The following is a 16923-nucleotide window of genomic DNA, read 5'->3' as shown; positions in this document are numbered from 1 at the left end:
AATTGTTATATCGCACTATTAATTATTCAGTTAAATAATCATAAACACTCTTCGCAATTGTAATTCCGTTCTCTCGATTGTTCTCTTCATTTTGTTGTTCGATTTCACCTGGTATGTATACTTGAGAAAATCCTGGTGCTGGTTCTGATTCATGTAATTCGTCTATCATTTGATCCATTCTAGCTAAGAATGTTTCTAAGTCTATAAAGTTTGTTGGATTGAAAACGCAAAAATAATGTCCTAAATGGCGTTTTTTATCCAAATCATCATACATTTTTCCAATATGTGGACCAAATGCTGCCCCTGCAAGCAACCCTGAAAATATATCTACTATAAGTGATAATCCATATCCTTTTGGTCCTCCAAAAGGTGTTAATGAAACTACTTTGTTCGGATCTGTTACCGGTTGCCCATTTTCATCGACACCCCACCCTTCAGGAATAGATTTCCCTTCTTCCTTATGTTGCAACACTTTTCCTAGCGCTACTGTTGAAGTTGCCATATCCAAGATGAACGGTTTATGTTTCTTTGCAGGAATTCCATATGCAATTGGATTTGTTCCTAAAAAAGAATTTTTTCCACCAAATGGAACTACAATTTTATCTGTGTGTGACATCGCTATCCCTATTAAATTTGCTTCAGCCGCTTTTTGCACGAAATAACTTAGTGCACCGCAATGACTACTATTCATCACCGTAACCATACCGATACCATTTTCTTTTGCCATTTGTATTGCCTTTTCTATTGCAAAATCACCGATGACATGTCCAAAACCATTGTCACCATCTACTATACCTGTTGTAGGTGCTGTTTGATTGAATGTAATGTTTGCGTTTGGATTTATGCCCCCAGCTCTTAAACGATTCACATAATGTTCTGTTCTCAAAACTCCATGTGAGTTAACGTTTCTCAAATCAGCATGAATAAGAATATCTGCTACTTTTTCTGCGTGGGATTCCATTAGACCTGCTCCAACTAATTTATTGATCGCATATTGCTTTGCTTCTTCATGATTTATTGTAACTGTAGACATAATCAATCTCCTATTCTAAATTGCTATGTTTGTTTTTTAATGTATCATTTGTTTGCAAACTATCAAGGCTATCGATAATGGCTGCATCTAATATGAGATGGGCAGCCTGATCAAATTGATTGCCTAAAGGTTGAATCGTTTCTGGTTCATTTGGTAAACGGTACTTTGTAGCCGCTGGGATGAGTAATCCATTGTACTGAGCAAGCACTTCTGTATTTGTCGTTATCATAAATATTTGTGAACCTACTTTAGAAGCACCTTCTAAAACATTTATCGTATTTGCAGTCCTTCCCGAGCCTGAAAGGACGATAAGTACATCCCCTCCCGTAATTGCTGGAGTCGTTGTCTCTCCAAGAACAAATACCGTTTTACCACTATGCATTAATCTCATGGCAATTACTTTGGCAATAAGCCCCGATCTACCCTCGCCAGTGAAAAAGAAGCGAATATCCCTTTTAAACAAATCTACTAATTGCTTATATTCTTGTTCGTTTATGCTCGTACAAACATCTTTCATTTCTGTTAGGATTTTTGAAATAGTAACCATATAATCTCCTTTCTTCTGCTTTCTCTCTATCACAAAATCTAGTAATAATCTTACTAAACCGATTTAGTGAAAAGTTTAAATGAAACCCCTTTCAAAGTCAACTTGGATTTCGTAATATTCTAAATAAAAAAATCATTGCAATTTAGCTAAATATAATTTTATTATTTTTAAAAATCTTATCTTTAAGTAGTAAAATATAGTAATAAGTTGTGTTTTTTGAAAGCAATGTATAACCAAGAAAACGGATATTTTTAGCGAATTGAGGAGAACAATATGAAAGAACTAACGGAAGAAATAATCAAATTTTGTGAGGAGCGAGGCTGGGGTAGAAACCATGATGCACGAAGTCTTGCAATATCAGTCTCTTTAGAAGCTAGTGAACTACTAGAACATTTTCAATGGTTGGCACCGGAAGAGGCAATTGAAAGAGACAAGCAAGCAATTGTCGATGAAGCGGCGGATGTTTTTATTTATCTCATCCAACTTGCAAACGTATTAGGTATTGATTTAAAAGAAGCTGCACAACAGAAGATGATAAAAAATGCCTTGAAATACCCTGCCACTGTTAAAACGGAAAGTTAATGGTTAACCTGGACTACTTCAATTGTTCAGTAAATAAACTTCTTTTAGCCTACTTGGTTGATTGTTATCCTCATTATGTTCTATCATAGAAAGAACAAAGATTTCATGAAAAGAGGATATATAGAGATGACAATCCTAATGGTAGATGATAATTCAGTAAACTTATTTGTAATTGAAAGCATTCTAAAAAAAGCAGGTTATGAAAATTGTCATCCTTTAAATTCTGCGGAAGAACTATTCCAGTACTTGCGATTGGATGAAAAAGAAGCACCAGCACCGATGGTTGATCTTATATTATTAGACATCATGATGCCAAAAATTGATGGGATAGAGGCTTGTCGACGTATTCAGCAGGATGATAGATTAAAAGAAATACCTATCATTTTTCTGACTGCCTTAAATGATTCCAGACATTTAGTAGAAGCATTTGAGGTTGGAGGAACTGATTATGTCACTAAACCGATCGACAAGTTAGAGTTTTTGGCCAGAGTCCGACTTGCTTTAAGACTAAAATTTGAAAAAGATCGAAATAAAGAGCAGGAAGCGAAAATGCAGGAAGATTTATTACTTGCCATGCAAGTGCAAGGTAGTCTCTTAAATGACTCTACCATTGATAAGCATTTAAGTATTCAGGTTTTTCATTCTCCTTCTGATAACCTTTCCGGAGATATGTATCATTGGCATAAATTTAGTGATCATCGATATGGCATTATTCTCTTTGACATGATGGGCCATGGCATCAGCGCCTCTCTTGTTAGTATGTTTATCTCCTCGGTATTAAGAGATGCAATAAAAAACTTAGAAGATCCAGTACTCGTTATTAAAGAACTAAATCGCTACATGACATCTTTACATAATAAAAATAATTTAAATTATTATTTCACTGCAATCTATTTAATCATCGATACCGAAAAAAGAGAGATAGAATATGTAAATGCAGGACATCCTCCAGGATTTTTACGAATTGATGGAACGCTACTAACGATGGAAAGAGGAGCTTGTGCAGTAGGCTTGTTTGACGAGATTCATGTTAGGAAGTCTAAACTTTCCTATAATAGGGATATCCAGCTTCTGCTTTATACAGACGGTATTATAGAGTCAGAAGGTATCGATGAAATGGAAGCACTCGAAAAATTACAAACAATCACCTGCCAAGAATGGAAAGAAGATGAGTGTCTCTTCCAGACGATTCTTAGTGATATTAACCAGACGAATCAAAAAGATGATATTTGCTTGTTGATGATAAAAACAAAATAAGAAAAGCAGAACAAAAGTGCAAAGCGCCTGTCGCCTGCTCAATTTAGCTAATAGGAACGTAAAATGGAATAACGTACATGATAGGGAAACTACGATGTAGTGAGTGGAAGAAAGTGACCACTATGATTTAGCACGGCGGCGCTTCGCTTTCCGCGGGCGAGCACCGAGTCGCTTCGTTGCGAGCGACTGCAGGGTCTCGTCTGCCTCGCTTTCCCGCAGGAGTTTCGCGCGGCCGCACTAAATCCCTCCAATTATGTAGCGACAGAATAAATATCTCCCAGAAAATGGCTAAGGGCGATCAAAAACTGGCGAAAGCAACCAGTTCTATTCTGAGAGCAACCAAACGTCTGTTGAGAGCAACTAGAGGCAGTCTGAAAGCAACCAAATTACCCCTGAGAGCAACCAATTATTCATAAAACAAGTTTACTTGGAGTGAGACGCAGAGAATAATGGCGCATTATTGGGGATGTCTTTACAAAAAGCATCGACTTTGTCGTGTTCAGCGGCAAGTTTATCGCAGTCACAGTCTATATTGTCGCACTCCACCATTTATTGGATTTACCCAGTTTAGAAACTGTTTAATAATTGGTTTTAGCAAACCGATAATGAATAAACAAGCAGTTATTATAGATTTTCGCTGCTGGCGTCGACTCCTGCCGAGACCAACAGGATGTTCGTTTCTAAGGCGTTGCCACACGATGTGGCGTTCTTAGCCTTTGTTCCTCCGCCTGAGCAAAATGAGCCATTCCAACGACGCCCTAAGCGGAGGGAATGGCTCATCGCTCACCCGGCGGAAAGCGTACGACTGCAGTGAAAATCTAGCGGACAACTTCATCAACTAACTACTTCGCAGTTTCCCTATACCCCAACTCAATTAAAAACATGCCATCCCTTATGCTACTTGCAGAAAGTTATCCATCTGTCTCTACCTTCTATAGTTTCCTAACAAACAAAAAAAGCAGGGCTACCCTTCCAGTCAATTAGACTTGAGAGATAGCCTCTGCTTTTATTTTTTTCGGTATAACGGTTCGTCTGTTGAAAATTCTTCATAAGAATCCGCGTATTTGCTAATTCTTAAGGATTCCTTATTCCCTAAACCTAGAAATCCATTTGGGGACAGACTTTGGATAAATAATTCATGCACTTTGTTTTGAAGAGTAGGATTGAAATAGATCAATACATTTCTGCAGAAAATTACATGAAACTCGTTAAACGATTGATCCGTCACTAAGTTATGCTGCGCAAAAATAACATTCTTCAAAAGTCTTTCCGCAAAAAACACATTTTGCGAATTTGTTTTATAATACATAGAAAATTCTTTAGTCCCACCGGCTTTAAGATAATTCTTAGTATAGTTTTGCATTTTATTCAACGGGACAATTCCTTGCCTTGCCTGTTCTATGGCTACTTTACTCATATCTGTCGCGTAAATTCTTGCTTTGTCTAATAGTCCTTCTTCTTCCAGTAGAATTGCCATAGAAAACACTTCTTCTCCCGTTGCACAGCCAGCATGCCAAATCCGGATTTCTTGATAATTACGAAGAATAGGAACAATATTCGTTCTAAATTCTTTAAAAAAGGAAGGATCTCGGAACATTTCCGTTACAGGAACAGAAAAGCCTTCAATGATTTTCTCTAAAAAACCCGGTTCATGAAACGCCCTTTCTATGAGCGTTGTAATATTTGGAGCGTTCTCTATATTTCTTCTGTTTTCAATTCTCCGTATGATGGAAGCCCGTACATACTGTTTAAAATCATAGCCAGTTAAACGGTAGATTGTTTCCAATAGCAAGTCCACTTCTAGTTCTTTTTTAAAGTTTTCATCTTGACTGTACATTTAATCATCCATTTCTATTCATTAGAAACCCAGACACTTAGAACAGATAGTAGTTGCTCTAAATCTAAAGGTTTACTTACATAATCAGAAGCCCCAGTCTCTAGACATTTCTTACGATCTCGTTCCATCGCTTTAGCTGTAAGAGCAATGATAGGTATATCCGTCAGCTCGTCATTTGCACGTATTCTCTGCATCGTTTCATACCCATCCATATTCGGCATCATAATATCCATTAGAATAATATCAAATAGAGAGGGTTGCTCTTCCAATATCTCCAGACACTCTAATCCATTATTTACGGAACAGACAATCATACCTTCTTGTTTTAAAGCAGCTTCTAATGCAAAAATATTGCGTAAATCATCGTCTACGATCAATACATTTTTCCCTTGTAAGACATTTTGCTTCTCTTCCAACAAATTCACATGCTCTGTGTCTAAAGAAAGAACTTCTTCATCTAATGAGGATGCGGCAACTTCCTCAAGTGAAGTTAACAGAACGTCCTCTTTCCCCAATTTATTAGACAGGCTTGGAAGATACAGTGTAAAAGTACTTCCTACTCCCTCTTCGCTCTCTAAAGTTACATACCCACCTAAGTGCCTTGCGTATTCCTGGCAAATCGATAACCCAAGCCCGGTTCCACCATATTTCCTCATAGTAGCACCATCGGCTTGTTGGAATGCTTCAAATATTAATTGGTGCTTTTCTTTTGGAATACCTATTCCAGTATCTTTTATCGAAAACGCAATCCAATAATCAGCCTCTTTGCCTGCAAAAGCTGGTTGTAATTCTTTGTTCGGAACGTTTTTAATCTCTATCGAAATACTACCATTTTCCGTATATTTAAAAGCATTGGAAAGGAGATTCTTTAAAATTTGAAGCATCATCTTTTCATCTGTACAGAAAATATTTGGGATATTTGCTCCCTTTAGAATCCTAAACAAAAGTCCTTTTTTCTCTGCAACATGATTAAAGTTCATTTCCAAATAATTCGGCAGATCATTGATATTCATTTCGCCATATATAATCTCCATTTTCCCTGCCTCTACTTTAGATAAATCAAGAATATCATCGATTAAAGCTAAGAGATCTTTTCCTGATGTATGGATGACTTTGGCGAACTTCTCCTCTTCCCCTCTTGATTGCTCCCCAGCATTTTCAGCAATCAATTCAGAAAGGATTAAAATACTATTCAAAGGAGTACGAAGCTCATGTGACATATTTGCAAGGAATTCAGATTTGTATTTAGAGCTTAAAACGAGCTGTTCTGCTTGTTTTTCCAATTCTATTTTTGCTTGGTTTAAAGCTACTGATTTCAGTTCTGCCTCTTTTGAACGCTCTTCTAGCTTTTCATTAATTGTTTGCAATTCCTCTGATTGCATTTGTAATTCTTCTGATTGTGTTTGTAAATCATCCGACTGAACACGTAGTTCTTCTGTCATCGTTTGGGATTCCGTTAGTAAACGCTCTATCTCTTCTCGGTCCTTCGCGCTGTTTAACGTAATACCAAAGTTTTCTATAACATCTCCTATAAATTGTTGATCGGACTTAGAATAATTACTCAAGCTCAATATTTCTATTACTGCGATGACTTCACCTTCATAAAGAATGGGTGCAATAATCATTCCTTTCGGAGGAATACTCCCTAATGCAGAAGGAATAAGTTGGAATTCGTCTAAATCACTTAAAACATGCATACTTTTTTTAAGTGCATACTCTCCGATCAAGCCTTGACCTAATTCGAAATGATTTCTACCTACTGTATCAAATCCATCTGCAAATGTAGCGCTTTTCACAAAAAGATGCCTATCACTTCGAAAATCTCTTACATAAATAGCACCATATGATGAATTTGCTTCTTCCGAAATAGCGGAGATAAATGCTTTACATAATTCAGCGATTGAAGTAATACCTTGGTAGGAATTAAATGTATTGTTAATACGTTGTTGATGCATTTCTCTTAACTCAAGATTTGTCAGCAACTCATTGGTTGCATTCCCTAACTCTCTAATTTCATCTCGTGATCTCAAAGTAATTCTTCGCGATAAGTCTAGTGCATTTGTATTGGTAAATGTAGCAATATCTTTTATCGTCGCTATTACTTCATTCATCGTTCTGACAATCGAACGTGATACCAATGTAGACATAACAATAGCTACGATAAATACAAGTAACCCTAAAGTGACTAATCCTTGGATTAACGAATCAATATTTTGGTTTAATGCATCCGCTCTATTTTGTCTAAAGTCATGTTCCACTTCTCTAAAATTTTCAAACTGACTACGTATTAAATCTATTGTTGCTCCACCTTGATCATTTTCCAAATAACTCAAAGTGACCCCATTACTTTCTTGTTTCTTTTGATTTATCATTGGGGCTCCAACCGTGTCATCCCATTTGATGATATTGTCCTTAATAGTCATTAATTTCGCTTGTTGTCCAGGGTCATCTACCAACCGATACAACTCATCAAAATTATGTTGCCATTCCCTCTGCCCTGTATAATACGGCTCTAAATAACTTGCTTCTCCCGTAATTATATAGCCTCTTTGTCCCCTTACCATATCAAGTACGTATTTTTCGATTTGGTGAGATAATGTCGTTACTTCAAAATCATGCCCCATTATATAATCTTTATCTGCTTGTACAACAGAAAATTGTTTATTTACAAGAAAGAATGCAAATATGACCATTATGATAACCAATAAATAGCCAGACATGATTTTTGTCCGAATACCGATTTTCCTATTTTTCCCCATGGAATTATGAGCCTACTTTCTATATAGATATCCTATGTTAAGAATATTATACTATAATTTCAGGATGTTTTATCTATAATTCGTAGTTATTCGATTTATTCCGACTGGAGAAAAACGTATGAAAGTATATAGTCGCTATGCAACAAGAAAAAAATGAGGAGTACCGCCATAGATCCAAGCGGTACTCCCTCTCACTTTCTATTATTAATCTAATGTACCAGTACTATTAATCCTTGTTGTAACCTGAATATCAACTTCTAGCTTGCTAATTATTTCTTCCGTCATTTCTCTGTCCCAATTTCCCCTATAGTGCATGCGAAAGTTTTCAGTTAAACCTACTGGGTCCACCTTAAGTTCTTTTAAATCCTCTAAAAGTTCCTTAATATCCTTTTCAATTTGCTCATTAATATCCTTCTCTAACTTTGTTATACTAGCTAAAGTAGTCAACTCATCTTCTCGATATCCTTTATATTCAATTAGCGTGCCTTCCATTTTCAGGTTAATAAATAATTTAGGGGATTCTATACTTTTATTACTTTTCATCTTTACTTTGTTTTTGATAAGATCTATCATCAACTCTTCTTTTTCTTCTCTTTTATCTAATGTAAGATTCAGCGGTGCAAGGTTTTTTTCTCCTAATAAAGCTTGTATGATAAGACCTTCTCGTGGTAATAATTCTTCGATCATATTATCACCTTTAAATAGAGCAACTCCGTCAATCTCAATTTTCCCTTCTTGTTTTTCAAGTAGAGGTACTATTGTATCGAAAACTGGATTTGTTTGTGTATATACAAAATCATGAATATTCGTATTTGGCATGAAGGCCGTGTTGATGCTTGGTTGCAATAAATCATTTAAGTATAGGTTGATACTTGGTTTATCCGGATAATTTTCCTTTAGTATCTCTTCTCCGTTCTCTTTCACAATAGCCACAAGTACTTTATTCCCTACCTCTGCATTTCTATATAGATGCCTTATTACTTTTTGAACATTTCCATTACGAGCAAATTCCTCATTAAAAACAACAACTCTTAATTGATTTAATACTACCTTTTTATCTGAAACTGTTTCAATTTCAACAATTCCTTTCGAAACAAAATCGGTAGTCACGGAGAAAATCTGTGTATTTTCTTTGGCTTCGGGTAAAAATTGAGGCATTGCCGCCGATAACTTGTATGAATCTTCATCTATATAGTCAAATGCCAAGATGCCAAGCAAACCAACATCCTCCAAAGGTACTTTTAATTCCTTATCCGCACAACCCGTCAAGCATATCATAGCCATAATAAGTAGTATTAGCTTTCCGTTCATGTTTGCACCTGCTTTTTCCTCAGTAAATGGATAACAATCAATAATATTGGCCAACATAGCATGAAGTAAGAAGTATGAAAGGCGACCTCAAATAATTTTTCCTTAACTTCTTTTGATAATGGCATCAATACGATTAAATAAATAGCTATGGTGATTACATAAACATGTGAAGCCTTATTTTTAGATCGAAATGAATCTATTCCCTTTTTAGCACACCATAAGTAACCAGTTATCGTAGTTAAAACTAGAAACACCCAGATTGTAATTCCAATTATGTCGATTCTTTCTATATAAGTTAATTCACCCGCTTTAAACAGATGCAAAACCGAATACGTAACATGTTCCAATTGCCATTCTGAATAGTACATAACACTTACTGCAGTTACAATAAAACAAAGAATAATACTTATCCAAACTCCTATTAAAGCATGTTTATATGCTTTCTTCTGGTTTGCGATATAGGGAAAATACACCATGATTAGTTCATACCCCAGTATAGACAAATATCCTTTTCTGAAAGCTTCCAAAGCCTGACTTCCATTGAAATTAAATATAGGGAAAAGGTGACTTATATCCCCCTTCTCAATTGCCCAACGCAAAAAATAAAGCAACGGCATCGTTAGAAAAAACGCCATCATGCAAAACCTTGCGATGGATTTAATTCCACCACTCACAATATAAATAGCAACCAGTAAGAAAAAAAGTATTGGAATAGTAATACTTTGTTCAGGGAGTGCGGTAGTTTGTATAAGATTCATGTAATCATCGATAAGACCTGCTATAAAAAAGGTTAAGTGTAAAACTATAAACAAATTGAAGCTCTTCCCAATCCATTTGCCTAGTAGTTTTTCATTAATACCAAACAAATCTTCATTTTTATACTGTGAGTTTATCCAAATCATCGGCCATAAATTAAGACTTGCAACTACTCCAAATAGAAGAGGATAAAGGGCCAGACTATATCCCATCGAACTGAGGTCTTGAGGGAGTGAGAGCATACCAGTACCAATCATTACATTTTGTACTAGAAAAACTACATGATATCCATTCAACTGTTTCCGCTTGTCTACATTCAACCTCGCCAACCTCACCTCTATAGAAAAAATTCTACTTTTTCTTTGATCTCGAAATTCCTGATCTCCCTTTCAGGAAAGCCGTTGGAAATCTTATAATTCCATCTAGCAAATCTCCGGCTTTCCGAGGAATTACAGGTGTCATAAAAGGAGTCCCTAAAGAACTTAAATTCAATAAATGAGCCAATAGCCATGCAAGTGCTAGCATTTGTCCGAACAATCCAAATAAACCTGCTGATAAAATAAAAATATATCGAACGAATCTACTTGTATTACTCATTAGAAAAATCGGAGGTAGAAATGAAAGTAATGCGGAAGTTGCAACTAAGACAATTAATATGTTACTAATTAGTCCTGCTTCAACTGCTGCGGTTCCAATTACAATACCGCCTACGATACCAATTGTCTGCCCTACTTTTGCTGGCATTCGGGAACCAGCCTCCCTTAAGACTTCTATGATTAGTTCTATAAACAATACTTCTATTAGTGGGGGAAAAGGTACTTTACTTCTTGATTCCTGTAAATTTAATAAGAGTTCATAAGGTAAAATTTCTGGATGAAATGTTAAAGCAGATACATACATTGGCGTGATCATTATAGTTAAGAAAAATCCAAAAAAACGAAGCATCCTTAGCAAGGTTGCGGTAGTCCATCGATTATAATAATCTTCTACGGAAATAAACATGTCCATAAAGGATGTCGGACATACTATTGCTGCTTGACTATTATCCATAAGTATTGCAATTCTTCCATCTAATATATGATGGACGATACTATCAGGTCTAACGCTCATATAATATTGTGGAAATGGAGATAAAGGGTTATCTTCAATCAATTGTTTTAAAATAGAAACATCCGGAAATGATGGATAATTAACTTTATCTAATCGACTTTTTAACATCTCTAGATTTTCCTTATTCACAATATCTTCTACGTATAAAAGAGAAATTTCCGTATTGGATTCTGTTCCTATAATACGATTTTCATTTTTTAGCATTGGGTTTTTGATACGCCTTTTAACTAAGGAAATATTTACTTGTAACGATTCCGTAAATGCATCTTGCGGGCCGATAACAGTGGACTCTGTTTCAGTATTTGTAATAGCACGAGTAGATGCACTATATGTATCCATGCTTAACAGCAAATTGGCATTATGAAAATATAATAGCGTTTGTCCACCCATTAACTTCGAGATAACTTCAGTTTTATCTGCTGGATCAACTTTCTCCGATACTTGGTGGATTTGATTCAAATGATTAGCCAAGGGGATGAGGACCATTACTTGCATAGTCATTTTCTCTACAAGTGAATTGCTATAAACTATAGTAACTATACCTTCATTTGTAGGTATTTTCTTAAATATGATATCGTTTATTTGAGTTGTGTTTTTCTTTATAGATTCAATGGTTTCTTCAATTTCAGCGTCGGTAACCTGCTTTGTATTTGACGATGCTTTATCGGTATCACCACTTTTGATGGCTCTTATAAACTTTTTAAATTTCACCTATACCCCATGCCTTTCATCAAGACAAAAATTTGTATAATCAGCATGTCCACTATTGAGAAATTGTATTCTCTTGAATATTTCCGATGCAGTATTCCATTTAATGGTCTTTTGCCCAGAATATAATACTAGGAATATCTTCCTCTATAACATATATTTATTAAGGCTTATATTTGAAATTTTTATATAAGACTATTTTATTTTGCAGGAGAATAGAAATGAAGAAATTATTATCTATTGTATTAGCGACTGGAATAGCAGGAGCTAGTGTATTCACACCTTACACAAACGCGGAGGCGGCATCCATTTCTAAAGCAGAAGCTTTAGTAAAAGCAGCAGAACAACATGCTGGTGCTCTAAAATGGCAAATATCTGTTGAACTTACGAAAGAAATTAAGTATCCAGATATGAAAATTTTCAATTTAACAAAAGACGCTTACTTAAATGCGAAAAAAGAGATTGCTAATGTAAGTGCGAAAGATAAAGCAAAATTAGAAAAACGCCTAGAAGATAATGCTGGTATTCACTATACTCGTGCAATGGGATACATTGACGCCATTACATCTGGGAAAAAGATTGTAGATAAAGCAAATCAATTAAATAAATTGTACGCAGCTAATCCAACATCCGATGTAACAGAAAAAAGTTACCATGAATTATCTAGTGAAATTCGTAAACAAGCAATCTTGCTTTACCGTGTATATGGAAAATCAACACGTGATGCAATTTTAACGAAATATAAAACTCCTGGAGAAAAAGCACTTGAATCTTCTAAATATGTAATTACTTCAAAAATGGAGCTAGATAAATTAGACAATTTGATCTCTAAAAAAGCAGATCAAAAAACAGTAGAAGCACAAGCTTCTACCTTCCTAGATTCGTTAGATGCAATTGAGGACGATGCAATCATTAGTGACCTTTATAGTGCTTATTATGACAGCATTAGAGAAGATGAGAACTTTGTAGCACAAGAAAAAGAAATCACTGAATTCTTTAAGAAAGCTACTGAGTATGCAAATGAGGAAAAACCTGAGGAAACACTTAGCCTATACAGCAAAGACTTCCCTGGCTATGCGTCACTTAAAGAGAATTTAGAAGAAACTTTCAAAGATTATAATGTAAGATACCAAACTTTAGGTCTTGAAGTACAATACATTATTGACAATACTGCAGCAATTGTGCATGATCAAAAAACAATCTTCAATACTACAGATTCACTTGAACATGCTACTATTTACCTTTTAGAAAAAGATAAAGATGGTAACTGGAAATTCCTAGATTCATCAGATATTATGGTTGAACCTAGTGATTCTACTGATGAAGACACTACTGAATCACCAGTTGAGTCTGATTCACAAGAGAATTCTGACGTGCAAACTGTAGAATAATAGATTAATAACTGTAGCTATTAGTAGAAATACAAATAGCTGCAGTTTTTTATTTAAAAGAAATAATCATTCCGCCTCTGCCTGCATAAGTTCCCATTGTTGCACCCATGTAACGCACAACGACATCCTTTGGATGAAATTGTTGAATAAGTTCTGCTTTGAGCACTTCCGCTTCTTCTACGTTTCCAGTATGAGTAATTCCAAAAATGGTATTAGAAAAATCTTCTTTTTTATGACGAATAACTTCAAGTGTCTTTTTTTGAAATCTCTTCTTCCCTTGCACTTTTTCTAGAATTTCTACTTTGCCATTAACCCCTTCTAAAATCACCTTTATATTAAGGATTTTGGCTAGGGATCCTTGAAATTTGCTTAGCCGTCCACCTTTTACAATGTTTTCTAAAGTATCTAATAGGATAAGAATATTCATTTTTTCTCTATCCCGCTCAAGTTCTGCAATAATTTCTTCTACCGAATATCCCTTTTGAGCAAGTTCGGCTGCATGGATAATTTGGAAGCCATGAGCAAGGGAACCCGCCAAAGTATCAAACACAGTAACATTAGCCCCTGAAAGCTCTTTCCCCATACATGCCGATTGATAAGTTCCGCTTAAACCGGAAGAAATTGTAAGACATAACAGTTCATCGTTCTCCCCAAATTTAGAGAAAGCTTCGGCAAATGCTGCGGGTGAGGGTTGGGAGGTTTTTGGGAGGTTTTCTGAAGAAAATAACTTCGAAAAGAAATCTTGAGGAGTTAGATCAATACCTTCTAAATAGTCCTTTCCATCTATATTAACTTTCAATGGCACGACCGTAATATCATATTTCTCTATTATTTCATTCGATAAATCGGAAGAACTATCCGTTAAAATTTTTATCATTTTGTTACCGCCTTTATGTTAAAGATATACAGCTGTTTGATTATAATTATAGCAAATGGATATTTTTTTCATCGTTTAGACGCTTAGAAATTTTTTATGATTTTTCCCATTACTAAATTACCATCCGAAACTTTTTTCACACGAATTCGTAAGATGAGTATACAAAGAAAGAGGCGAAATTAACAATGCATGATTCTAAAGAGTGGTTACTAGACGAACTAAAACAAGTGGAAAAATGGGAGAAAGATCAAAATGATTTGTGGTTTTGGGAAAAGCTTGGTCGCCTTCCTTTTAAAATTATTGATAAGTGGACTCCATCCTTCATTCAAAATAAAATAGGAATCATAGTAGATGAACTCGGTCAATATGTTCAAACAGGTGGCAGCTATTTAAGCTCTACATCTAAAATCCCTTCCTATTTTCCCGAAACGGAAGTACAAACACTAGAAGAAGTAAAAAACTTACCTGTTGCCCAAATGGATGAGGCTGCAGAAAAGCTCACTGGCAACAGAAAGAATTTAGCAACCATCCAAGGTGCTAGTACAGGTATCGGCGGGGTCTTCACATTATCTATTGATATTCCGCTACTTTTAAGTTTGCAGTTAAAAACCTTACAAGATATTGCAATTTGCTATGGCTACGATCCAAATGACAAAAAAGAACGATTATTTATCATAAAATGTCTTCAATTTGTCTCTGCTGACATTGTAGGAAAACAATCCATTCTCGCACAACTGTCTATGTTTGACCAACAAGATGAACATGCAAAACGAGAAATCTTATCCGAACTACAAGGATGGCGAGAAGTTATATTTTCTTACCGTGATCAATTTGGGTGGAAAAAACTATTTCAAATGATTCCAATAGCTGGACTTGTATTTGGTGCGTTCATTAACCGGTCGGCTATCAACGATATTGGAGAGGCTGGTCAAATGCTATTCCGAAAAAGAAGAATTATTGAGAGACTTGGGAATCATACAAGCGACGACATTTTTCCCGAAAACTAAATATTCTCTCCTACTTTTCATTCATTTCTTCAATTTACTTAAGAAGATATTCCCAAAAGTGAATTTATTATGTGTCAAATAGGATATACTATTACTATAGACCGTAAATAAAAGAAGAGGAGGTATGAATATGTCAGTTGCTAGTGAAGCATCTCAAGTAAACCTGGATTTTTTAATAAATGATTTGGGCCTTCGACAAGTATCAAATACCGCCCTGTTTCGAAAGGGAAATATATTAGTTATTTCGCCATCCGTTCAAAACAAATCAAACACATTTGAACTTGGTGAATCACTTATGAAAAAATATGATCCCGAGACGGATGAAGGATATTTACTCATTCGTATAAAAGACAAGTTCTTAATGGCAAAGCTTCATCCTTTTCAAAGAAAAATGATGACTGCCGAAACAGAAAAGAGTACAAAAAGTAAACCTTCTTTTTGGAAATTCAATGTTATTGAATCCATTATTCCTCGCATCGAAAATAATGGAGATCGTGAGCTAACATACAAAATTCAAGCTCCAACTTCAAAACAATTAGTTTCTTTTTTTAACAAGATGAAATAAATTGCACTGAGAAATTATTCTCAGTGCTTTTTTATGACTAAAATAACTGTTTTGCGCCATATTAAGATAGAACAAAACATAGAAAGGAGAATTAACATCGGTAGAGACAATAAGCAAGGTAAAAGTAAGAACAAAGACACGCTTCCTCAAACACCTAAAAATCAAAAAATAAACCCAAATAATGTGCAAGAAGAATTTGCAGCGGAGTTTGCAGAGCTTCGAGAAAACAATTCGAAGAAAAAAAGAAAGTAGAAAAGCCTTTTCGAAGGCTTTTTTACTTTTCTACTTACATACATTTTCATTCACCATAAAATGGTATAAATCCTTTTTTATACAGATATGCTACGGTATTTAGGATAATAGCTGAAATTTTCTTTGGAAAATAAGCTTTAACATAATGTCTCTGATACGCTTTTTTTAAAAAATACCACTGAACACAGTCCTTTGTTTGTCTAAAACGTGCAACATCTATTATTTTTATCTCTCCATTGGAGGTGATAAAAATATTTCGCAAGTGAATATCAGAAGGGTTTAGTCCTCGGGCTGAGGCTAATGATAATGCATAATCGATTTCCTTTATATGCCCCACCGTTATTTCCTCTCCATAGGTTATACATTCAAAAAGAGTGTGCCCATCTATGAAGTCCATAACTATATGATTTGCTCCAGCAAAATAAATGGATGGATAATAAGAGACTCCTTGAAGTATTTTATAAATCTCCCCCTCTTCTTTTGCAAGATGTGTAAATCTAGGAAAAAATATTTTCATTGCTTTATCTGTTGATTTTATTTTAAAAACAAATGCACTTCTTCCTGTACCAATTAGTTGTAAAGAATCATCATAACTAAGCAGACGATTCTCCTTGCTAATAATAACTGTACTTGCAAGTGCTTCATAAGTATTCACAATTTGACCTCCAATATAATAGAAAAGTACAAACCTTTCCAATCACCAAAAAACCAATCAAACGGATGCTTTTTGCCCTAGTGCGAATGCTTGTAGTGAATACAGTAAGAAATGTCGCATACTATTCCTATGTCATATAAGTTATCCACATCTCAAAATCATCAATAGTTTCCTAACCAATAAATAGAGTAGGCGCATGAAAATTAATTCATGCGCCTCTCGCAGATCCGTACGTGCGGGTCATCGCATACGGCTCCTCCATGCTTATCCCCTTTG

General features: G+C 35.3%; 15 protein-coding genes. 6 read left to right on the top strand and 9 right to left on the bottom strand.

Going from position 1 to position 16923, the window contains the following annotated elements; translation table 11 throughout:
• Positions 1-22: 22 nt before the first annotated feature.
• On the bottom strand, positions 23-1033 hold the full coding sequence (gene allD / locus ACIP9W_RS05555) for an ureidoglycolate dehydrogenase (RefSeq protein WP_400786930.1): 1011 nt from the start codon (positions 1031-1033) through the stop codon (positions 23-25).
• 10 nt (positions 1034-1043) lie between these two features.
• Complete coding sequence (gene hxlB / locus ACIP9W_RS05550) at positions 1044-1580, bottom strand: 6-phospho-3-hexuloisomerase (RefSeq protein ID WP_400786929.1); 537 nt, start codon at positions 1578-1580, stop codon at positions 1044-1046.
• Between the two features lie 273 nt (positions 1581-1853).
• Here hxlB and ACIP9W_RS05545 point away from each other — a divergent pair, with 273 nt between their 5' ends.
• A complete protein-coding gene (locus tag ACIP9W_RS05545; protein ID WP_400786927.1) occupies positions 1854-2162 on the top strand; it encodes a nucleotide pyrophosphohydrolase in 309 nt (102 codons plus the stop codon).
• Positions 2163-2288: 126 nt separating this feature from the next.
• Positions 2289-3419: a SpoIIE family protein phosphatase gene (locus ACIP9W_RS05540; protein ID WP_400786926.1), complete on the top strand. Its 1131-nt coding sequence runs from the start codon at positions 2289-2291 to the stop codon at positions 3417-3419.
• 1006 nt (positions 3420-4425) lie between these two features.
• On the opposite strand, the gene ACIP9W_RS05535 is transcribed toward ACIP9W_RS05540, so the two are convergent.
• The 5 genes from ACIP9W_RS05535 to ACIP9W_RS05515 all read right to left on the bottom strand — a co-directional run bounded on the left by ACIP9W_RS05535 (position 4426) and on the right by ACIP9W_RS05515 (position 11903).
• Positions 4426-5256, bottom strand: a complete 831-nt coding sequence (locus ACIP9W_RS05535; protein ID WP_400786925.1) for a CheR family methyltransferase — start codon at positions 5254-5256, stop codon at positions 4426-4428.
• Between the two features lie 14 nt (positions 5257-5270).
• On the bottom strand, positions 5271-8015 hold the full coding sequence (locus ACIP9W_RS05530) for a response regulator (RefSeq protein WP_400786922.1): 2745 nt from the start codon (positions 8013-8015) through the stop codon (positions 5271-5273).
• Between the two features lie 204 nt (positions 8016-8219).
• Positions 8220-9326 carry a Ger(x)C family spore germination protein gene (locus tag ACIP9W_RS05525; RefSeq protein ID WP_400786920.1) on the bottom strand — a complete coding sequence of 369 codons (1107 nt, stop codon included), beginning with the start codon at positions 9324-9326 and terminating at the stop codon, positions 8220-8222.
• A complete protein-coding gene (locus ACIP9W_RS05520) occupies positions 9323-10417 on the bottom strand; it encodes a GerAB/ArcD/ProY family transporter (RefSeq protein WP_400786918.1) in 1095 nt (364 codons plus the stop codon). Before ACIP9W_RS05520 ends, ACIP9W_RS05525 begins: the two co-directional genes overlap by 4 nt.
• A gap of 16 nt (positions 10418-10433) precedes the next feature.
• A complete protein-coding gene (locus ACIP9W_RS05515; RefSeq protein WP_400786915.1) occupies positions 10434-11903 on the bottom strand; it encodes a spore germination protein in 1470 nt (489 codons plus the stop codon).
• A gap of 218 nt (positions 11904-12121) precedes the next feature.
• On the opposite strand from ACIP9W_RS05515, the gene ACIP9W_RS05510 reads away from it, so the two are divergent.
• Entirely contained in the window at positions 12122-13291 is a 1170-nt protein-coding gene (locus ACIP9W_RS05510; protein WP_400786912.1) for a hypothetical protein, read from the top strand.
• A gap of 49 nt (positions 13292-13340) precedes the next feature.
• Here ACIP9W_RS05510 and ACIP9W_RS05505 read toward each other — a convergent pair whose 3' ends face one another.
• On the bottom strand, positions 13341-14168 hold the full coding sequence (locus ACIP9W_RS05505; RefSeq protein WP_400786909.1) for a DegV family protein: 828 nt from the start codon (positions 14166-14168) through the stop codon (positions 13341-13343).
• Positions 14169-14353: 185 nt separating this feature from the next.
• On the opposite strand from ACIP9W_RS05505, the gene ACIP9W_RS05500 reads away from it, so the two are divergent.
• The 3 genes from ACIP9W_RS05500 (at position 14354) to ACIP9W_RS05490 (ending at position 15992) form a co-directional block, all read left to right on the top strand.
• Positions 14354-15175, top strand: a complete 822-nt coding sequence (locus ACIP9W_RS05500) for an EcsC family protein (protein WP_400786907.1) — start codon at positions 14354-14356, stop codon at positions 15173-15175.
• Between the two features lie 130 nt (positions 15176-15305).
• A complete protein-coding gene (locus ACIP9W_RS05495; RefSeq protein ID WP_400786904.1) occupies positions 15306-15740 on the top strand; it encodes a hypothetical protein in 435 nt (144 codons plus the stop codon).
• Between the two features lie 33 nt (positions 15741-15773).
• Entirely contained in the window at positions 15774-15992 is a 219-nt protein-coding gene (locus ACIP9W_RS05490) for a YfhD family protein (protein WP_400786901.1), read from the top strand.
• A 46-nt stretch (positions 15993-16038) separates the two neighbouring features.
• Here ACIP9W_RS05490 and ACIP9W_RS05485 read toward each other — a convergent pair whose 3' ends face one another.
• Entirely contained in the window at positions 16039-16647 is a 609-nt protein-coding gene (locus tag ACIP9W_RS05485) for a protein kinase family protein (RefSeq protein ID WP_400786898.1), read from the bottom strand.
• Positions 16648-16923 lie beyond the last annotated feature (276 nt).

Source organism: Psychrobacillus sp. NPDC093180 (assembly GCF_044754065.1).
Taxonomy (GTDB): Bacteria; Bacillota; Bacilli; order Bacillales_A; family Planococcaceae; genus Psychrobacillus.
This window is presented reverse-complemented; position numbering and strand designations above follow the sequence as displayed.